At 41.1% G+C, this 21,541-nt stretch carries 15 protein-coding genes and 2 pseudogenes; 6 read left to right on the top strand and 11 right to left on the bottom strand.

What is annotated here, in order from left to right:
- Positions 1–48: 48 nt before the first annotated feature.
- The 3 genes from metH (at position 49) to L4F93_RS10235 (ending at position 4,489) form a co-directional block, all read left to right on the top strand.
- Positions 49–3,738 carry a methionine synthase gene (gene metH, locus L4F93_RS10245; protein ID WP_250350149.1) on the top strand — a complete coding sequence of 1,230 codons (3,690 nt, stop codon included), beginning with the start codon at positions 49–51 and terminating at the stop codon, positions 3,736–3,738.
- A 90-nt stretch (positions 3,739–3,828) separates the two neighbouring features.
- On the top strand, positions 3,829–4,188 hold the full coding sequence (locus L4F93_RS10240; RefSeq protein WP_250350148.1) for a type II toxin-antitoxin system RelE/ParE family toxin: 360 nt from the start codon (positions 3,829–3,831) through the stop codon (positions 4,186–4,188).
- 1 nt (position 4,189) lies between these two features.
- Positions 4,190–4,489, top strand: a complete 300-nt coding sequence (locus tag L4F93_RS10235) for a helix-turn-helix domain-containing protein (RefSeq protein ID WP_250350147.1) — start codon at positions 4,190–4,192, stop codon at positions 4,487–4,489.
- Between the two features lie 42 nt (positions 4,490–4,531).
- Here the strand turns inward: L4F93_RS10235 and L4F93_RS10230 are convergent, their stop codons facing one another.
- From L4F93_RS10230 to L4F93_RS10210, 5 genes and pseudogenes are all read right to left on the bottom strand, one after another.
- Positions 4,532–5,698, bottom strand: coding sequence for a PD-(D/E)XK nuclease family protein (locus L4F93_RS10230; RefSeq protein ID WP_250350146.1), 1,167 nt, complete (start codon positions 5,696–5,698; stop codon positions 4,532–4,534).
- A gap of 74 nt (positions 5,699–5,772) precedes the next feature.
- Entirely contained in the window at positions 5,773–6,570 is a 798-nt protein-coding gene (locus L4F93_RS10225; RefSeq protein WP_250350145.1) for an ABC transporter ATP-binding protein, read from the bottom strand.
- The gene (locus L4F93_RS10220) at positions 6,563–7,534 is read right to left on the bottom strand and encodes an iron ABC transporter permease (RefSeq protein WP_268741076.1); all 972 of its coding nucleotides are present in this window, start codon (positions 7,532–7,534) and stop codon (positions 6,563–6,565) included. The genes L4F93_RS10225 and L4F93_RS10220 overlap by 8 nt, the downstream gene beginning before the upstream one ends.
- A 5-nt stretch (positions 7,535–7,539) precedes the next feature.
- A complete protein-coding gene (locus L4F93_RS10215) occupies positions 7,540–8,334 on the bottom strand; it encodes a helical backbone metal receptor (protein WP_250350144.1) in 795 nt (264 codons plus the stop codon).
- An 84-nt stretch (positions 8,335–8,418) separates the two neighbouring features.
- Positions 8,419–10,176, bottom strand: a pseudogene (locus L4F93_RS10210) (TonB-dependent receptor plug domain-containing protein); the annotation flags it as partial.
- 90 nt (positions 10,177–10,266) lie between these two features.
- On the opposite strand from L4F93_RS10210, the gene L4F93_RS10205 reads away from it, so the two are divergent.
- Positions 10,267–11,247, top strand: coding sequence for an IS30 family transposase (locus tag L4F93_RS10205; RefSeq protein WP_250350143.1), 981 nt, complete (start codon positions 10,267–10,269; stop codon positions 11,245–11,247).
- 9 nt (positions 11,248–11,256) lie between these two features.
- Here the strand turns inward: L4F93_RS10205 and L4F93_RS10200 are convergent.
- The 5 genes and pseudogenes from L4F93_RS10200 to sucA form a co-directional block, all read right to left on the bottom strand.
- Positions 11,257–11,424 (bottom strand): annotated as a pseudogene (locus L4F93_RS10200) (TonB-dependent receptor); the annotation flags it as partial.
- 155 nt (positions 11,425–11,579) lie between these two features.
- A complete protein-coding gene (gene sucD, locus L4F93_RS10195; protein WP_250350141.1) occupies positions 11,580–12,452 on the bottom strand; it encodes a succinate--CoA ligase subunit alpha in 873 nt (290 codons plus the stop codon).
- Position 12,453: 1 nt separating this feature from the next.
- Positions 12,454–13,620, bottom strand: a complete 1,167-nt coding sequence (sucC, locus tag L4F93_RS10190; RefSeq protein WP_250350140.1) for an ADP-forming succinate--CoA ligase subunit beta — start codon at positions 13,618–13,620, stop codon at positions 12,454–12,456.
- A gap of 101 nt (positions 13,621–13,721) precedes the next feature.
- Positions 13,722–14,942, bottom strand: coding sequence for a 2-oxoglutarate dehydrogenase complex dihydrolipoyllysine-residue succinyltransferase (gene odhB, locus L4F93_RS10185; protein WP_250350139.1), 1,221 nt, complete (start codon positions 14,940–14,942; stop codon positions 13,722–13,724).
- A gap of 78 nt (positions 14,943–15,020) precedes the next feature.
- On the bottom strand, positions 15,021–17,816 hold the full coding sequence (gene sucA / locus L4F93_RS10180; protein ID WP_250350138.1) for a 2-oxoglutarate dehydrogenase E1 component: 2,796 nt from the start codon (positions 17,814–17,816) through the stop codon (positions 15,021–15,023).
- A gap of 344 nt (positions 17,817–18,160) precedes the next feature.
- Between sucA and L4F93_RS10175 the strand changes: the two genes are divergently transcribed.
- Positions 18,161–19,450: a citrate synthase gene (locus L4F93_RS10175; protein ID WP_250350137.1), complete on the top strand. Its 1,290-nt coding sequence runs from the start codon at positions 18,161–18,163 to the stop codon at positions 19,448–19,450.
- 58 nt (positions 19,451–19,508) lie between these two features.
- Here L4F93_RS10175 and L4F93_RS10170 read toward each other — a convergent pair whose 3' ends face one another.
- Positions 19,509–20,213: a ComEA family DNA-binding protein gene (locus L4F93_RS10170; RefSeq protein ID WP_250350136.1), complete on the bottom strand. Its 705-nt coding sequence runs from the start codon at positions 20,211–20,213 to the stop codon at positions 19,509–19,511.
- A 305-nt stretch (positions 20,214–20,518) separates the two neighbouring features.
- Here L4F93_RS10170 and L4F93_RS10165 point away from each other — a divergent pair, with 305 nt between their 5' ends.
- The gene (locus tag L4F93_RS10165; protein ID WP_250350135.1) at positions 20,519–21,481 is read left to right on the top strand and encodes a TAXI family TRAP transporter solute-binding subunit; all 963 of its coding nucleotides are present in this window, start codon (positions 20,519–20,521) and stop codon (positions 21,479–21,481) included.
- Positions 21,482–21,541 lie beyond the last annotated feature (60 nt).

Here is a 21,541-nt window from a genome sequence, read left to right as displayed (position 1 = left end):
TATTTCTATTATGCCTGTTATATTTATTAAACGCTAAGCTGTAACAAAATGAAACAACATCCTTCTTTTTCTCTTATTTCACAAGCCCTTAAAGATCGCATTCTTATTTTAGATGGTGCGATGGGAACAATGATTCAACAATATAAACTCACCGAAGCAGATTTTCGTGGTGAACGTTTTAAAGATAGCCCGATCGATTTACGCGGAAATAATGATTTACTTACCCTTACCCAACCTTTGGTGATTCAAGCTATTCACGAAAAATATCTTGCCGCTGGTGCAGATATTATTGAAACCAACACCTTTTCCGCCACCACCATTGCACAAGCGGATTATGCCCTTGAAAGTATCGCTTATGAGCTAAATTTTGCCGGCGCGAAATTGGCTCGTTTAGCGGCGGATAAATATAGCACGCCAGAAAAGCCCCGTTTTGTCGCTGGCGTGCTTGGGCCAACTAACCGCACGGCGTCTATTTCACCGAATGTCAATGATCCGGCTTACCGCAATATCACCTTTATGCAATTAGTGGATGCCTATGCAGAAGCAACCAAAGGCTTAATTGAAGGGGGCGCGGATTTGATTATGATCGAAACGATTTTCGACACCCTCAATGCCAAAGCCGCCGCCTTTGCGATTGATCAAGTGTTTGAAGAACTTGAGATCAAATTACCTATTATGATTTCTGGCACGATTACCGATGCCTCAGGACGTACGCTCTCAGGGCAAACCACCGAAGCATTTTATAACTCGCTTCGCCACGTAAAACCGCTTTCTTTCGGCTTAAACTGTGCATTAGGCCCAAAAGAATTGCGTCAATATGTGGAAGTGATGTCTAAAATCTGTGAAACCTATGTGTCTGTTCACCCTAATGCAGGGTTGCCAAATGCCTTTGGGGGTTACGACTTAGGTGCAGAGGAAATGGCTAGCTACATTCAAGAATGGGCAGAAAATGGTTGGCTTAATATTGTCGGAGGCTGTTGTGGAACAACGCCAGAACATATCCTCGCCATTGCCAATGTCGTCAAAAATGTGCCACCAAGAGCCTTGCCTGATTTACCGGTGGCAATGCGTTTATCTGGCTTAGAGCCGCTAAACATTGATGAAAACAGCCTCTTTGTAAACGTAGGCGAACGCAATAATGTGACGGGTTCTGCAAAATTTAAAAAATTAATTAAAGAAGAACGCTATGCTGAAGCCATTGAGATTGCCATTGACCAAGTGGAAAATGGCGCTCAAGTGATCGATGTCAATATGGATGAAGCATTACTCGACAGTGAAAAATGTATGGTGCAATTCCTTAATATTATGGCGACTGAACCCGATGCAGCCAAAGTGCCAGTGATGATCGATTCGTCCAAATGGGAAGTCATTGAAGCCGGTTTGCAATCTATTCAAGGCAAGGGGATTGTCAATTCCATTTCCCTTAAAGAAGGTAAAGAGAAATTTGTCGCACAAGCCAAACTGATTCGTCGTTATGGCGCTGCTGCGGTGGTGATGGCGTTTGATGAAGTCGGACAAGCAGACACAGAAGAACGTAAAGTGGAAATCTGTACCCGTGCTTACCATATTTTGGTTGATGAAGTGGGCTTTCCTCCTGAAGATATTATTTTTGACCCAAATATCTTTGCAATCGGCACAGGGATTGAGGAACACAACAACTATGGCGTCGATTTTATTAACGCCACAGGGCGAATTAAACGCGCACTTCCCCACGCAAAAATTTCTGGGGGCGTATCCAATGTTTCCTTCTCGTTCCGCGGTAACAATCCAATGCGTGAAGCCATTCACGCGGTTTTCCTTTACCACGCGATCAAACAAGGTATGGATATGGGGATCGTCAATGCGGGTCAATTAGCAATTTATGATGATCTTGATCCCGAATTGCGTGAAATTGTGGAAGATGCCGTACTCAATCGCCGAGCTGATGCCACCGATCGCCTACTAGATATTGCCGACAAATACAAAGGGGTCGCCAGTGAAAATAACGATAATGGTGTGGCTGAATGGCGTACTTGGCCTGTGGAAGAACGCCTAAAACACGCCTTAGTAAAAGGGATCACCAGCCATATTATTGAAGACACGGAAGAAGCGCGTTTGCAATTTAGCTCCCCATTGGAAGTGATCGAAGGCCCATTAATGGCAGGAATGGATGTGGTGGGGGATCTATTCGGGGACGGCAAAATGTTCCTACCACAAGTGGTAAAATCCGCACGCGTGATGAAACAATCCGTCGCTTATTTAGAACCTTTTATTAACGCGACCAAACAGCAAGGTGTCTCAAGCGGAAAAGTCGTCATCGCTACGGTAAAAGGGGACGTCCACGACATCGGCAAAAACATTGTGAGTGTCGTATTGCAATGTAATAATTTTGAAGTGATCGATCTCGGCGTAATGGTGCCGGCGGATAAAATCATTGAAACAGCAATCAACGAAAACGCCGATATTATTGGATTGAGTGGGTTAATCACACCGTCTTTAGATGAAATGGAATACTTCTTAGGCGAAATGAACCGCCTAGGTTTCAGCTTACCGGTGATTATCGGTGGTGCAACCACCTCCAAAGAGCATACCGCGATCAAACTCTATCCAAAATACAAGCACGAAGTGATCTACACCACCAACGCGTCCCGCGCAGTAACGGTTTGTGCTGCCTTGATGAACCCAGAAAGCAAAGCGGAACTTTGGCAACGTACCAAACAAGAATACGAAAAAATTCAGCACAGTTTTGCCAACCGCAAACCATTACGCCAACAGCTCCCAATTGAACAGGCACGCGCTAACGCGTTCCCCGCGTTTTCTGGCGAATGGGCGGATTATCAAATACCACAACCAAAACAAACTGGCATTATCGAATACAAAAATGTGCCAATTTCAACCTTACGTCAATTTATTGACTGGTCGCCATTTTTCCGTTTATGGGGATTAATGGGCGGCTATCCTGATGCCTTTGATTATCCTGAAGGCGGCGAGGAAGCACGCAAAGTCTATAATGATGCCCAACAAATGCTCGATGAATTTGAACAAAATGGCAAGCTCAAGCCAAGTGGTATTATGGGGATTTTCCCTGCTTATCGTAAAGGCGATGATATTGAAATTTATCAACATTCTGACCGCACTTCTGTTGCAGGTATTGCGCACCATTTACGACAACAAAGTGAACGCGGAAAAAATAGCAAAAGCCCCTATAATTTTGCTTTAAGTGATTTTATCGCCGATCGCGAAAGTGGACAGCAAGATTGGCTCGGAATGTTCGCCGTCTGTGCTGGCATTGAAGAACACGACTTAGTGGATAGCTTCAAAGCCGCAGGTGATGATTACAATGCGATTTTACTACAAGCAATAGGTGATCGTTTAGCTGAAGCAATGGCAGAATACTTACACTTTGAGCTTCGCACTAAGGTATGGGGCTATTCCAATGAAACCTTCAATAATGAAAATCTCATTGCAGAAAATTATGTCGGCATTCGCCCCGCCCCGGGTTATCCAAGTTGCCCAGAACATACAGAAAAGCAATTGATTTGGGATCTCCTTGAAGTGGAACAACGCATTGGAATGAAGCTCACTGAAAGCTACGCAATGTGGCCTGCTGCCAGTGTCTGTGGTTGGTACTTCACCCACCCAGCCAGCAACTATTTCACCCTAGGTCGCATTGATGAAGATCAAGCGCTAGACTACGCCAAACGCAAAGGTTGGAATGCAAAAGAAATGCACAAATGGCTCGGTGTTTCGATGAAGTAATAAAGGTTTTATTTTTCACATAGCCTTTGACAGCATAGAATAATAAGCTATAATTTATATTATAATTTATAGCTTATGAAAGGTAGGTAAATGACTAAACCACAGCACTGGAACGTTATATTAACGGATAATTTTGTTGCTTGGTTGAAACAGCAAAACAATGCTATTCAAGAAGATGTTACCGCTGCACTTTTACTTTTAAAAACGGTTGGCCCCGAACTTTCTCGTCCTTATGCCGATACGCTGAAAGGTTCGCAATACCCAAATATGAAAGAGCTACGCATTCAACATCAAGGCAAGCCCTTAAGAGCACTTTTTGCTTTTGATCCCTTGCGTCAAGCTATTATTTTATGTGCAGGTGATAAAAGCAACGATAAACAGTTCTATAAGAGAATGATCAAACAAGCTGACGCTGAATTTAGCGCTTATTTAAGAACACTGGAGAAGTGAAATGAAAACTTTAGAACAACTTTTAGATGAGTTTTCTCCTGAAGCTCGCCAAAGAATTGAGCAAAAAGCAGAAGAATTACTGCTTGAGTCAGGATTATCTAGCATTCGTCAAGAAATGGAAATCTCTCAAAAACAGCTGGCCGATGCCCTTGGTATTTCACAACCTGCTGTTGCACAAATCGAACAGCGAGGCAATGAATTACGCCTTTCTACGCTTAAACGCTATGTAGAGACAATGGGCGGAAAACTCAGCCTTGCTATTGATATGCCTATGGGAGAAACTCGGATTTTTAAAATTTAATTTTTTATAACAAAAATGCGGTGAAAAATCACCGCACTTTTTCTATTTATTAACAAACGTTTCTAATTCTTCTAAATGCTTATTAGCTATCTTGATAAAGGGTTCTAATAACTCAAAAATTTGTTTTGCTAGATGACCAGTGATAACGTCTTTCCAAGTTTTTCCATCCCAATTTCTTAAGTTTCCATTGCAATATTGCCATTGTATCCACCATTTAGCTTGTTCAAATCCTTCTAATTTAAACATTTCTTCTAATCTTTGGTAATTTTCCTGTGAGATATTATCTTTATTAGCCCAAAATCCATAATATACATTATGATACTTTTTATTGTCATTTGCGATACCTATACTCCAAGAATACTTTTTATCTTCTTTATCAAGGAAAATACCTTCTTTATGTACATTATAAAAATGCCAGTTATATTTAATCATTCTCGGATATTCTTCTTTAAGCTTATTCTGAAGTTGCTGAACCAAGCTATCTTCTAATTTTTTATAAATATTATCTGATAAATCCAATAACGTTGTTGCTGCTTCAATCCAATCAGGATTTTCCACTAGCTTATCTAATAGTTGGTTATTTTCTTTTGTTTCATTCATAATATCTTCCTTTAAAAATTGTATAAAACTCTGACAAAAAGCCCGAATATTTGGAGCGATTATTGCCGTTTGCTCCAGCCACTTAATCAGATCTTCTACACCAATAACTTTTGCTTGATTATCTTGAATTAATTTATTCCATCTATCTGTATCAATAGATTGTTCACTAGGCGGTTTCTTAAACGGGGATAAATAGATCAAACAACAAAAATTAGGGTTATAACTAGTAATATTTTCCCAATAATCTTCTAATTGGTTATTTTGATCGGCTGCATATCTTAACTTATTTTCAATAGAAATAATCCATTGGCGTTTATTATCTAAAAAACCTTCAATAAAAATATCATGTCGCCCTCGTTCTGAAGTTACTTTTTCACAAGTTACCGATACATTGTTATAAGACAAATATTCTGGCAGGTTTAAATATTTTAATAAACTATTTAAAAATAAGTCTTGTTGTCCGTGATTTTGGCTAGGATCAAGTAAGAACGCAATGATTTCAGATAAACCATTTTCATTAGTTCTTATAAATTGAAAAGGGCTAAAATGGCTCGCATCATATAATTTTTTTTTTAGCATTTTCACGCTGAAAAAAAGCAAGTGTTTCATAAATTTCATCTAAGGATTTAAGTGGTTCACTTGTCATTTTCTTTTCTCATTTTTGATTAAATATAAATAATTAATCATAATTTATGAATAGTTCCAAACATTCTTTTTTCCACATCAATCTCCGCCTTAACGCCAAACGCAATGGCTAAATTTTCTGCGGTTAGGGCATCTTGCGTATTGCCGTGGGCGAGTAAGTTGCCTTGGTGTAGCAAGATAATCTCATCGCAGAAACGGTAAGCCAAATCAAGGTGGTGAATGGCGACAACGCAGGTAGTGCTTGGGGTGAGTGATTTTAATTGTTCTAAAATATCAATTTGATAATAAGGATCAAGGGGGGCAATGGGTTCGTCTGCCAATAAGATTGGTGCGTTTTTTATGCAACAACGGGCAAGCTGAACACGGGCTTTTTCGCCCCCTGAAAGATGTTGGAAAGGTTGTTCTAACAGATGTTGAACCGAAAATTGGCAAGCGATTTGCTGGATCTTTTGCTGCTGCCATTGTTGATGCGATGAATGCAACCAATGAGAAAAAAATTTGCTTTTTTTTGACCGCACTTTTTCACTAAGATTATCCATCGTTTCAGGTAAACCAAGTGCGATGACATCATAGACAGATAAATCCCAATAAATCGCTGTGTTTTGAGCGAAATACGCCAATATTTGGCTTTTTTGAGCTAAACTCATTTCATTGAGCGGTTGTTCATTAAATAAAATCGTGCCTGTTTCAAGGGGTGAAATGCCAGCAATGGCTTTCAACAAGGTAGATTTCCCTGCACCATTACCCCCCATTATGCCCACCAATTTACCTTGCGGAATGTGGCAAGTGATATTCTGAATGCCGTAGGAAAGGCTAACATTATGCAATTTAATCACGGGCTAATCTCCGTTGTTGGGTGAGCAAGATCCAAATTAAGCAAGGTGCGCCAATAATGGCGGTAAGTGTGCCAATATAAATATGCGAGAAAAACGGAATATATTGAATAGCAAGATCAGCAACTAACAACAGTAATGCGCCCATTAAGCCACTTGTCAAATAAAGTTGTGATGGTTGTTTTTTGATCCAAATGCGGGCAAAGTGCGGCGCAATTAAGCCAATAAATCCGATTGTCCCTGTTTGTGGAATGGTTGCGCCCACCAGCAACGCCACGCCAAGAGTGGTGATAAAAAAGCTACGTTTGGGGTCAATGCCCATCGTGCTAGCGGTTTCTTCCCCGAAGGTGAGTAAATCGAGGTAACGGCGTTGGCAATATAAACAAATTGCACCGCCCACCACAATAGGCAATGAAAGCAAGAGCGGTGTTATTTTCGCCCAGATTAATGAACCCTGTAACCAGCGGTATAATTCCGCTAATGCCCAAAGACTTTGCGCATTGGAAAGTAATAATGCAATAGCTGAACCGAGTAACATATTCACTGCAACCCCTGCTAAAATCATCATTGTTGTACCTTTATTTTTAGCGATGAAATAAACCAACAAAAAACTGCCTAACGCTCCTAAAATGCCACCAAACAGTAAAAAAGATAAAGGTAAAGAAAAATAATACAGTAAAAACACGCTTGCAGTGGTTGCCCCATTTGCTGCGCCAAGTAAGCCGGGGCTAGCCAATGGATTTTGAAATAATCCTTGCATTGCATTGCCCGCCACAGCAAGGCTTGCTCCAGTTAAAATAGCCAAACCTAAACGTGGCAAACGAATGTCCCATAACACCAAAGATCGCATATCCGTGGCAATCCCTTGTGCATTGCGTAAATGCGCAAAATCACCAAGCTGATGAAAAATGGCAAAGGCAATTAACAAAAGTAATAAGACAAAAAGGGAAAGGTTTAATCGTTTCATTCTGGTTATTCTTCCTTATTGAGTTGGCGATAAATCATTTCCGCCCCTTGCCAAACACCGTGATCAAAGCAATAGCCATATTTTAATGGCATTGTTGCCATTCGTTGTGCGGGAAACATATTGGCTAACAAAGGGTGATTAAGCACTTCAGCCTGTTCGTTATAACCTTGTTTATCACGGATAGAAATCAGCCAATTCGGTTGCGCACGCAACAGTTTCTCAAGGGAAAAATTTTGTGCGGTTACTGCATTTTCGAGGGGGGTTAAGCCAAGCAATTTTAGCAACACTTGATATTGCGGAAAAATGGGGTCTACCACCCCAGTATCAGAAAGAATTAAGGTGCGGGTGTGAGATTGATTAAGCTGAAAATCACTGTTTTTTAGCTTTGCCACCAGTTGCTGTGCGTGTTTTTCATTACCAAGGCGTTTGCCTAATTGTAGGATTAATGCAAAAAGTTGCTCTGCCGTTTGTGGGCTATCATTAATAGGGAAAATCTTTACGCCAAGTTTTTTGAGATCAGCGACCAGTTGCGGATAAAACTGCTCATTGAGTAAAATGGTTTTATCTAAATAAGGCAACAAATCTGTTAATCGCGCCTCAAGTGCGGGTTTATGTTGATTAACTTTATCCAGCATCATTAAGGGATTGGTTGAATAAATAGATTGTGCGGCAATTTGTTCAGGGCGTGCTAATTCAGCCAAAAGCCTATCACTACACAATGTCAGTGAGACAAATTGCTCTTGTGCCAAAAGTGGGACTGAAAAGAAAAGTGCGGTAAAAAATAAGCGAATTTTTTGCATTAGAAAATGATGTCCAAAACAAAGTGCGGTGAAAATTTTGCTAATTTTACACCGCACTTTTACAAAAGCCTATCTGCTTATCCGTTAGAAGTTGCCTTTTAAGCCCACATATAAAGTGCGACCATATTGACCGTAACCAACGATATTTTCATATTTTTTATTAAACAGGTTATTCAAATTCGCATACACATTTAAGTTTGACGTAATTTGATAAGTCGTTCCAAGGCTAACTAAGGTGTAAGAAGGCATTTTAATTCTTGCAGGATAATTAACAAAACGTTTACCTACATAGTTTACATTCACATTCGCGCCAACGTTTTCTGTGATTTGATAAGCGACGCCAAGGTTTGCCATATGTTTTGGACGACGAACTAATGCTTTACCACGGCTGTCTTTCGTTTGGGTATAAGTATAGTTTGCGTAAGCGGTTAAATCATCGGTGATTTTTCCGTTATAAGCCACTTCAATACCTCTGATTTGAGTTGAACCACTCATATTTACCGCTTGTGAAACGTTATTAGGCAAATAAGCTGTACTAATAAAATTTTTCACATTGCGAGCAAAATAAGTGATATCTAAGCGATGACGTTTATCTGTGGTGTCAAGCAACAAGCCAATATCCCCACCTTTACTTTTTTCTGGTTTAAGATTTGGATTAGGTAAAAATGTGCCATTGTAACCATAAAACTCTGTAATGGTCGGATTTTGGATCGCTGTACCAAAACTTGCGTGTACTTTCAGATTTTGTAATAGGCGATAAGCCCCCGAAATACGTCCAGTAAAGCTGTTATCATAATGATTGCTGTCTGTGTAACGCCCACTCAAACTTAAACTATGATCATTTTCGCTAAATAAACGGTATTCCGCTGCCACGCTTTTTTCTGTTAAATGCTTTTTACTGTTAGCAGAAGAACCGAAATCATAGGTAGAACGTTGATACTCTGTAAGCAAACTCAAGGCTTGTTGCACCTCACCTTCGCGATCAAAATGAATATCTAACTGATAATTTGCATTGAGTTTTTTCGCATCATAACCGCTTGCCCACGAACCTAGCGTATCACTGTCGGTTTTTTGGTGGCTAATGTTTGCTTTATGTTTAAACAAGTCTTTATCCGATCCTACATAGCCACCTAACTTGAAGGTTGTTTCACGGGTTCGGGTATAATCATCAAAGGTCGTTTCTGCCGCATAGCTATTATCAAAACGTGCCGTTTGGCTAAAATGACTGGCTAACAAATCAATACCTTTTTCACCGTCATCATAGCCCATACGCAATGACAATGCATCACGGTGGAATTTATCTCGCTCTTTTGCTCCACCTGTACTAACACTGTTGCCATCTTCCGTGGTATAACGAAAACGATTTGAACTATACGCAGAAATACCTTTAGTGCGATGACTATCACCGTGTACGCTATAATAAAATCCATTTTGCTGACCTGAAAGGGTAAGCGAGCCATCATAAGTGCCTTTTGAGCCTGTGCCTAAATCAAAATCCACGTTAAAGGGTTTGTCTTTATAAAGCCCGCTTTTCGTGGTGATATAAACCACACCACCCATTGCATCACTGCCCCATAATGCAGATTGCTCACCACGCAATACTTCAATACGCTCAATATTGCTTAGGCTTAAGCCGCCGAAATCATAGCCATAGCCTGAAACAGGATTGACTTTCACACCGTCAATAATTACTGCTGTGTGATTTGAATCTGCGCCACGCAAATAAAGATTGGTCAATGTACCGCGTCCCCCTGAAGCACCGATTGCCACACTTGGCACGGTTTTTAATACATCAGAAACATAAGTGGCATCGCGTTCAGCAAAATCTTTTTCAGCTTGAATTTACAATCTAACTGCAACAAATAAAAAAGTGTTCATAAGGAAATCGACGATAATTTGTTTAGCACAAAACAAAATCACTGATGAGAGCTTATGAACACCTACAAACATCTTACACTTTGTGAACGAGAAAAGATAATGGTTTTTCACGCATTAGGCAAAACGATTACACAAATTGCCCAGCAATTACAGCGACATAAATCGACCATTTCACGAGAATTGAAGCGCTGTCAGGGCGAATATGCGGCATTATCAGCTCAAGAACACTATCAACAACAACGGGTAGAATGTAAACCCAAGCGAAAGTTAGCCAACCCGAAATTGTTTGATTTTGTTAAGCAAAAGTTCTTACAAGAGAATTGGTCGCCAGAGCAGATTGCCGCCCGTTTGAAATACGAACAAAGTGCGCTTTCTATTAGCTTTGTCAGTATTTACCGAGGGATTTATGCCGGGTGGTTTGATGAGAAAGGGTTATCGCACGGGGCAAGAGGGGCGATTCGGAAACTCCGTCATCGCGGGAAAAAGCGGCATACCAATGACTATGTGGAAAAACGCGGAAAAATCCCAATTAGTCATCATTTAACCGAACGACCAAGCGAAGCCGAAACTCGAAGCCGTTTAGGTGATTGGGAAGCAGATACCGTGTTGGGCGCAGCAGGCAAAGCCTGTTTATTGACCTTGACGGATAGAAAAAGCCGTTTTTCCCTCGTCAGAAAACTGCCTGCAAAGCGAGCAGAAAGCGTTGCTAAGGCAATGAGTGAAGCCTTGCACAATGAGCCTTTAGAGAGCATTACTCCAGATAGAGGGAAAGAATTTGCAAAACATCAGCAGGTAACGGAAAGACTTCAGGTTGAATTTTACTTTCCATTGCCCCACCAACCTTGGCAAAGAGGAACAAATGAAAACACGAACGGTTTACTAAGGGAGTATTTTCCGAAAGGTCGAGACATTACGCCCTTTTCAGAAGCACAAATACAAACCGTGGTCGATAAATTAAATCACCGACCACGCAAATGTTTAAACTGGAAAACGCCTTATGAAGTTTATTTTGATAAAGTGTTGCAGTTAGTTTGACAATCCAAGAGTTAAAACCGTCACGGATGAGGCAGTTTGATCTTCATTCACGGGGGTGGCATAAGCAGAATACACATAAATAGGTGCAAGTGCTTCGCTTTGTGTTACGTTTTCTGTGGCATAAAGTGCGCTAGAAAACGCAAACAACATTGCTGTGGTAATCATATTTTTTTGCATTGTCTTTCCTTTCTACATAAAAAATGGCGCTATTTTGACACAGCCCCACTTGCTTCGCAAATCCGAATTATTCATTATTACAATGAATATTATTTATTTTTCTGTCTTTGCCCTTATAAAAAATCAGCAAAAACTGACCGCACTTTAGAAATGACTTATTGCGTTAAGATTTCCCTTAACGCTATTCCAATCTCCGCAAGGCTTTTCACGGTGGTTACGCCGGCTTGTTGTAGGGCGTGGATTTTTTCATCGGCAGTGCCTTTGCCTCCACTAATAATCGCACCAGCGTGTCCCATTCGTTTCCCTTTTGGCGCAGTGATGCCAGCAATATATGCCACTACGGGTTTAGTGATGTTATGGCGAATAAATTCTGCGGCGTCTTCTTCCGCACTTCCTCCTATTTCGCCAATCATCACAATGGCTTCAGTTTCGGGATCTTGTTGAAAACGTTGCAGAATATCAATAAAACTTGAGCCGGGAATAGGATCGCCCCCAATCCCAACGCAAGTGGATTGCCCAAAACCTTGATCCGTTGTTTGTTTTACCGCTTCATAAGTTAATGTGCCTGAACGAGAGACAATACCAACGCGCCCTTTTTGGTGGATATTCCCCGGCATAATGCCAATTTTGCATTCATCAGGGGTGATAATTCCCGGGCAGTTTGGTCCTATCATCACTACGCCTGTTTCATTGAGTTTTTGTTTTACTTGGAGCATATCTAAGGTTGGAATGCCTTCCGTAATACAAACAATCAGTGATACTCCTGCATCAATGGCTTCAAAAATGGCATCTTTACAAAAAGGGGCAGGAACATAAATTACTGTTGCCGTTGCGCCAGTTTGGTTTACCGCTTCACGTACGGTGTTAAAAACCGGCAAGCCTAAATGAGTTGTGCCTCCTTTACCGGGAGAAACGCCTCCCACTAATTTTGTGCCATAAGCAAGCGCCTGTTCTGAATGAAATGTGCCTTGTCCTCCGGTGAAACCTTGGCAAATCACTTTGGTGTCTTTATTCACTAAAATTGACATTTTATTCTCCTCTTGCCGCTTTCACGACTTCGCTTGCCGCTTGTTGTAAACTTTGTGCTGAAATAATGTTGGTCTCACTTTCTGCGAGCATTGCTCTGCCCAATTCCGCATTTGTCCCTTCTAAACGTACCACCACAGGGACATTCACGCCCACTTCTTTGCTCGCAGCAATAATGCCTTCGGCAATCAAATCACAACGTACAATGCCACCGAAAATATTGACTAAAATCGCTTTTACCGCCGGATCGGTTAAGATGATTTTAAACGCCTCAGCCACACGTTCTTTGGTTGCCCCTCCCCCTACATCGAGAAAATTAGCTGGCTGTCCACCGTATAATTTAACAATATCCATTGTTCCCATTGCTAATCCAGCCCCATTAACCATACAGCCAATGTTGCCATCTAATGCTACATAATTAAGATTCCATTTTTCTGCTTCGGCTTCACGGGGATCTTCTTGACTGAGATCACGCATTGCAAGTAAATCTGGATGACGATATAACGCATTGCTGTCCACCACGATTTTGGCATCAAGACAAGTGAGATCATCATTATCCAAAATGACCAATGGATTCACTTCTAGTAAGGCGAGATCTTTTTCGATAAATAGGCGACTTAGCTGACAAAATATGTCGGTAAATTGCTTGATTTGTTTGCCTGTTAAGCCGAGTTTGAAAGCCAATTCTCTCCCTTGATATGGCATTCCACCCACGGATAAATCAATCGCGATACGATGTAATAAGTGCGGTGTTTTTTCCGCCACTTCTTCAATATTCACGCCCCCCGCTGTGGAAACCATAAAGACAATTTGTTGCGAACGACGATCTACAATCGCACTCAGATACAATTCTTTTTTCACCGCCACGCAGTTCGTCACATAAATATGATTAATAGGCTGTCCTTTGCTATCTGTTTGAAAAGTAACAAGACGCTTGTCTAAAAATTTGTCAAAAAATGCCCGCACTTGTTGTTCGCTGCTGACCACTTGCACACCGCCAGCCTTGCCACGTCCGCCTGCGTGAACTTGGCATTTTAACACCCATTTTGAGCCACCTAATTTTTGAATGGCCTCCAAGCCTTGCTCTAGCGTTTCGCACGCATAACCTTCACCTACGGGTAATCCGTATTGCGCAAACAGTTGTTTTGCTTGATATTCGTGTAAATTCATCGCGTTGTCTCTCTCCCTTTGTTGTGCTGTGCTTCACAATAAATCCGCTGGTAAATTGATAAAAATAAGGCGATAAGTCTCCTTATCGCCTTAAGTTAAGACTACACTTCTAATAATAAACGTGTTGGATCTTCCAGCATTTCTTTAATAGTTACTAAGAAGCCGACACTTTCACGTCCATCAATTAAACGATGATCGTAAGAAAGCGCTAAATACATCATTGGGCGAATCACGACTTCGCCGTTCACAGCCACTGGACGATCTTTAATGGCGTGCATACCTAAAATGGCACTTTGCGGTGGGTTAATGATCGGCGTGGACATTAATGAGCCAAACACACCGCCATTAGTAATGGTGAAGTTTCCGCCCGTGAGATCTTCCACCGTTAATTTACCATCACGTCCTTTCTCAGCTAATATTTTGATTTGCTTTTCAATTTCCGCCATACTCAGCTTATCACAATTGCGTAATACAGGGGTCACTAAGCCACGTGGTGTGGAAACGGCAATACTAATATCAAAATAGTTGTGATACACAATATCATCACCGTCAATAGAGGCATTCACTTCTGGATAGCGTTTTAGTGCTTCCACCACGGCTTTAACGTAGAAAGACATAAACCCTAAGCGAGTATCGTGTAATTTTTCAAATTTTTCTGCGTATTTTTTACGTAGTTGCATAATCGGTTGCATATCGACTTCATTAAACGTTGTCAGCATTGCGGTGCTATTTTTCGCTTCTAATAAACGCTCTGCCACCCGCTTGCGTAAGCGTGTCATCGGCACACGTTTTTCATCACGCCCTGCCACATTCAATGTGGTTGGCGTTGCTTCTTGCTGTGGCTGAGCTTGGCTTGCTCGCTGGGCAACCGTACGTTCAATATCTTCACGAGTAATACGTCCCCCTACGCCCGTTCCCTGTACTTGATCAGCAGTTAAATCATTTTCTGCTAATAACCGACGTGCTGCTGGACTTAACGCATCGCTATTTGTCGGTTCTGATGTTAAATTTGCTAAATGGCGATCAGCAGGGGTTTGCTCGACTTTTTGCACACTTTCTTTTGTATCATTTCCAACTATCGCTTGAGCAGTTACTTTGCCTAGTACTTGGTTGCTGATTACCGTTGCCCCTTCTGCTTGTAAAATACTTTCAAGCACACCATCACCTTGTGCAGGCACTTCTAACACTACTTTATCTGTTTCAATTTCTACAAGGACGTCATCACGTTTTACTTGATCACCCACTTTTTTATGCCAAGTGGCAACCGTTGCATCTGCCACGGATTCAGGTAGCACGGGAGTTAAAATCTCAAAATCGCTCATTTTTTTATTCCTTCTTAGAGTGTCTTATTTATGTTTGTTTGCATAAAAGTGCGGTATTTTTTGACCGCACTTTTAAGATTAGGCTAATGCCTCATTCACTAAATCACGTTGCTGTTCATTATGTAAAGCTAGATATCCCACTGCTGGCGATGCCGAAGCCGGTCTGCCCACATAGCGTAATTTACCCTGTTCTGGCAATGAACTCACAAAATTATGCTGGCTACAATACCACGCGCCTTGGTTTTGTGGTTCTTCTTGACACCATACATAATCCGTTACGTGGCGATAAGGCGCAAGTATCGCTTTCATTTCTTCGTGCGGATAAGGATAAAGCTGTTCAATACGAATAATCGCCACATCCGTTTGATTATTCTTGCGACGTTGTTCTAATAAATCGTAATACACTTTACCCGAACACATTACCACACGTTTCACTTGCTTTGGATCGAGATGATCAATTTCGCCAATCACATTCTGATAAATGCCATTCACTAATTCTTCTTTACTGGATACAGCAAGTGGGTGGCGAAGTAAGGATTTTGGCGTAATCACAATAAGTGGACGACGCACTTTGCGGATCATTTGACGGCGTAATAAATGATAAATCTGTGCAGGCGTTGAAGGTACACACACTTGCATATTTTGTTGCGCACAAAGTTGTAAATAACGTTCTAAACGTGCCGATGAATGTTCTGGCCCTTGTCCTTCATAACCGTGTGGTAATAACATCACCAAACCACACATTCTGCCCCATTTTTGTTCACCTGAGCTAATAAATTGGTCAATTACCACTTGCGCCACGTTAGCAAAATCACCAAATTGCGCTTCCCATAATGTAAGCGTTCTTGGCATTGTGGTGGCATAACCATATTCATAAGCTAGCACGGCTTCTTCTGAAAGCACAGAATCCCAAACTTCAAAATGCCCTTGTTGGTTATGTAGATGCGCTAATGGCGTATAGACAGTACCATCTTTTTGGCTATGTAATACGGAGTGGCGATGGAAAAATGTGCCACGTCCGGCATCTTCTCCTGATAGGCGGACATTATAACCTTCATCAAGTAACGTGGCATACGCCATTGTTTCCGCCATTCCCCAATCAAATAGTTTTTCGCCTTTTGCCATTAAGTTACGATCATCATAAATTTTTTTCACTCTGGAATGAATTGGGTGATTTTCTGGGTATTCACACACTTTTAAGGCAAGCGCAGTAAAGCGTTGCTCATCAATACTGCCTTCATAATCTGACCATTCTTGGCTAAGGAATTTCATCCAATCAGAGGCTTCAACATCACGTTCACGCCATTCTGGAACAACACAATCGCCATTATCTAACGCATCACGATACTTATTCATTAATTCTAAACTGTAAGCTTCATCAATCACATTTTCTGCAATTAAGCGATCGGCATACACTTTGCGTGGAGTAGGATGACGTTTAATGCGCTCATACATTAACGGTTGCGTGACTGCAGGTTCATCGGCTTCATTATGCCCATGACGGCGGTAAGAAACTAAATCAATAAAAATATCTCGTTTAAATTTATTTCTAAACTCCACCGCCATTCTTGCCGCATAAGCGACAGCTTCTGGATCATCACCATTTACGTGAATAACAGGCGCTTCGATCATTTTAGCAATATCGGTGCTGTATTCCGTTGAACGCGTATCGTGCGGATTAGAGGTGGTAAAGCCAATTTGGTTATTGATGACAACTCGGATCGTTCCACCCACGGAATAACCACGCGTAGCAGACATATTTAGGGTTTCTTGCACCACGCCCTGTCCAGCTACCGCAGAATCGCCGTGTACCGTAATAGGCAACACTTGTGAGCGTTCTGCATCGTTAAGTCGGGTTTGTCGCGCTCGTACTGAACCAAGCACCACAGGATTGACAATTTCCAAGTGAGAAGGATTAAATGCCAGTGCTAAATGCACCACCCCATCATCGGTCATAAAATCTGAAGAAAAACCTTGGTGATATTTCACATCACCCGTTCCGTTACCGTAGTGCTTTCCAGCAAATTCATCAAATAATTCTGCCGGCTTTTTGCCCAGCACATTCACTAATAGGTTGAGTCGCCCACGGTGTGCCATTCCCATTACGATTTCTTTAATGCCTTGTTTCGCCCCTTGACGAATAATTTCTTTCATCAGCAAAATAAACGCATCACTGCCTTCAAGAGAAAAGCGTTTTGCTCCGGGAAATTTGGCTCCAAGATAACGTTCTAGACCATCTGCCGCAGTAAGTTCTTCAAGAAAGGTGAGCTGTTCTTGTTTAGTAAAAAGCGGTTTATTCAGTAAATTTTCAACTTTTCCTTGCAACCAAGTTCTAGCTTCCAAATCATTAACGTGCATAAACTCTAGCCCAATAGTGCCACAGTAAGTGCCTTTCAATGACGAAGTCAATTCACGTAAGCTAATTTGCTCTTTGTTGTAAACATAACCACCAATATCAAAAACTTCATCAAGATCAGCATCACTAAATCCATAAAATTTATAATCTAGTGTTGGCGCATCCATACGTTGCCAAAGTTTTAATGGATCAAGATCCGCGTGTAAATGCCCTCGATTACGGTGCGCATTCACCCATTGCAACACTTTTACCAGTCGTCCGCTAACTTTTGGATCAATGACAGTCACGCCCTCCACCTGAGCATCTCTTGCCAAACGTTTAAAATATTGACGAACAGGCGAATGGGCTTGCTCTACGACGGTGTGTTTGGGTAATTGATCAAAAATTTGCTGCCAGCTTTCATCAACAGAATGGGGATCTTGAAGATAGCTTTCATACAGTTCTTCAATATAAGACTGGTTTGCTCCATTTAACGCACTTGAAGCTAACCATTCACTAATTGGGCTTGTTTGTTTCATTAATACCACCTAGCTTGGTTGGGTAGAATTTACAACCTAAAATTCATTAGGTTTATTATACATAGGATTCAACCAGAAACACGCATTGATTTTTCTTTCAGTGCTAGTCGAATAATTTAAAATCAAATTCCCCTAATTCGCAACCAATTCAATTAACAAAACATTAACATTTTCTTGATTTTTTGATCTGTCTCTCATTTTTGAAAAAATAACATTTCCTTAACAAAATTTTTTTGTAAATATTAAAGACAGCTACGCCATAACAGGTTATAGTGAAAATTCATTAGAAAGTATAATAATTCAACAAATACAACATTATCAACGCCAACAAAAGAGGAAGATCTATGACAGAATTAAATGCAAAACTCACCTTAAATGATGGACGTGAACTTGAACTCCCAATGCGTAAAGGTTCACTCGGCTATGATGTCATTGACGTTCAATCTCTAGTAAAAAATAAACTTTTTACCTTTGACCCCGGTTTTATGTCCACCGCCTCTTGTGTGTCTGAAATTACCTATATCGACGGCGACAACGGCATTCTCCTCCACCGTGGTTATCCGATTGCTGATTTAGCACAAAATGCGGATTATTTAGAAGTCGCACACTTATTATTATTTGGCGAACGCCCAAATGCAGAAGAATACAAAGCGTTCCGCCAATTGGTGCGCAAACATACCCTTGTCCACGAACAAATTTCCCGTTTCTTCCACGGGTTCCGCCGAGATTCTCATCCGATGGCAATTATGTGTGGGGTAAGTGGTGCATTAGCTGCGTTCTATCACGATTCCTTAGATATTAATGACATTGAACACCGTGAACTTACCGCGATTCGCCTACTGGCCAAAATGCCAACACTTGCCGCGATGTGTTACAAATATTCTATCGGGCAGCCTTTTATGTTTCCGCTGAATAAACTCTCTTATTCAGGTAATTTCTTACATATGATGTTCGCAACGCCTTGTGAGCCTTATGAAGTCAATCCCGTACTTGAACGTGCAATGGATCGCATTTTTATCCTACACGCCGATCACGAACAAAACGCCTCGACCTCTACGGTGCGAACTGCTGCTTCCTCAGGGGCGAATCCGTTTGCTTGTATTGCTGCGGGTATTGCCTCCCTTTGGGGGCCTGCACACGGTGGTGCAAACGAAGCCTGTATCAATATGTTAGAGGAAATTGGTCGTATTGAACGCATTCCAGAATATATCGCGCGCGCCAAAGACAAGAACGATCCATTTCGTTTAATGGGTTTTGGACACCGTGTTTATAAAAACTATGATCCTCGTGCGAAAGTGATGCGTCAAACCTGCCACGAAGTGCTTAAAGAATTGAATATTGATAACCCATTATTCGATGTAGCAATGGAACTAGAGCGTATTGCATTAAGCGATCCCTATTTTATCGATCACAAACTCTATCCAAATGTAGATTTCTATTCAGGTATTATCTTAAAAGCCATAGGCATTCCAACCTCAATGTTTACGGTTATCTTCGCGCTTGCAAGAACAGTCGGTTGGATCGCACACTGGAAAGAAATGTTTAAGCCGGGCAATATGAAGATTGTACGTCCTCGCCAACTTTATACAGGACACACAGAACGTCCGTTTACTCCGTTGGAAGGAAAAGAATAACGAAAAAGGACAAAAAAACCACCGCACTTTTAAAGTGCGGTGGTTTTTTAACAAATTTTTAGAAACTTAAATAAGGGGCGATTTTTTCGATCGTTGCTTCGCCAATCCCCGAAATATTAGATAATTCTTCCACAGATTTAATTTTTCCTACTTTATTGCGGTATTCAACAATGGCATTCGCTTTTGCTTCACCGATACCTGAAAGGTTTTGCAATGTTTTAGCATCTGCTTTGTTGATGTTGATTTTTTCACCTGCATAAGTTTTCGCTTTTTCTGTCAGGGATTTAGCTTTATCTGATGCTTTTGTTTTCACTTTTTCAGCGGCGGATTTAGCACTTTCTTTGGCTTTAGTTTCAGCTGAGTTTTTGCTATCAGTCATTTTATCCTTCGCTTTTATTGCCCCCGCTTTCATTGACGTCGCTTTTTCTTCTAGCGATTTTTTCGCTGATTTAGCGCTGCTTTCAACGGTTTTTTTACTTTCTGCCAGTTTATCTTTCGCTTTTGTTGCACTTTCTTTCACTAAAGTCGCTTTATCTTCGCCTAGTTTTTTAGCGGATTTTGCTTTATTTTCTACCGCACTTTTCGCATCAAGAACATTGTCTTTTACTTTACTGGCTTTTTCTGTGGCAAACGTTTTATCTTGTTTCATTGTTTTAACGGTATTTTTTACCGCGTCAGTTGCGCCTACTTTTTCTGTAGAAAAGGCGGTTGATGATACTGCCATTGCTAAACTTAATGCTAATACCGATTTTAATGTTTTCATTTTAACTCCTTAGGTTAATGAAGATTCCCTTGCGGGGGTAAGATGGGAATGCTTTCCCGTGAATTCTCCTATTAGTTTCCTTTTTTATAAAAAAGTTCCTCACATTTCATTTTTATGGACAAAAATTCGTCAAAACCCTACCGCACTCGTGTAAAAAATGATTGCAACAAGAGGCAATCTAGGGTATATCTTGTTCGTCTGTAAATTTTTTGTAAAAGTTTTAGGGCAATACAACATCTCTTAGGCATAAGCTTTTGTTCTAAAGTGATTAAGCCTTCTATAAATTAAACAGTAAAGGAGTAAAAATGAAAAAATTATTAAAACTCTCGCTTATCGCTGGTGTCGTAGCCACGTCTTTTTCTGTGCAAGCGGAAGATCAGTTTGTTACCATTGGTACAGGCGGTCAAACAGGGGTTTACTATGTGGTGGGACAATCCATTTGCCAATTAGTAAATCGTGATACCGCAAAAACTCATATCAAATGTAATGCCCCTTCAACAGGTGCTTCTGTGGCAAATTTAAATGCTATCGCGGCAGATCAAATGGAAATGGGAATTGCACAATCAGACTGGCAATATCACGCTTACCACGGTACAAGCTCCTTTGCGGGTAAGAAAAATGATAAATTGCGTGCTGTGTTCTCAATTCACCCAGAGCCATTCACGTTAATGGCACGTGATGATGCTAATATTAACTCTTTTGATGATTTGAAAGGGAAACGTGTGAATGTCGGCGATCCGGGTTCAGGTACGCGTGCAACAATGAATGTTATTTTAGCGGCTAAAGGTTGGACGGATAAAGAATTTAAAGTCGCTTCCGAGTTAAAACCTGCAGAAATGGCATCAGTGATGTGTGATAACAACTTAGATGCGATTACCTATAACGTAGGTCACCCAAATGGTGCTTTGAAAGAAGCTGCGGCTTCTTGTAATGCCCATCTTGTGCCTGTTACAGGTGAAGCCATTGATCGCTTAGTGGCAGCAAATCCTTACTATGCCAAAGCGACGATTCCGGGTGGATTGTACCGTGGCACAGATAATCCAGTAGAAACATTCGGGGTATATGCCACTTTAGTGACCTCTTCAGATGTACCTGATGACAAAGTTTACGCAGTGGTAAAAGCCGTCTTTGATAACTTCGATCGTTTCAAACGCTTACATCCTGCATTTGCTCACCTAAAAGAAGAAGGGATGATTAAAAACGCCCTTTCTGCGCCATTACACGATGGTGCGGTACGTTACTATAAAGAACGCGGTTGGTTACAATAATTTCATCTTTATTATTTAGGCAGGCTTAGCCCTGCCTTTTTCTGTTTTCATTATTTTAAA

Origin of the sequence: Avibacterium sp. 20-132 (assembly GCF_023611925.1) — a bacterium.
Classification (GTDB): domain Bacteria; phylum Pseudomonadota; class Gammaproteobacteria; order Enterobacterales; family Pasteurellaceae; genus Avibacterium.
The sequence above is the reverse complement of the archived record's forward strand: the minus strand, read 5'-3'. Positions and strand labels throughout refer to the sequence as shown.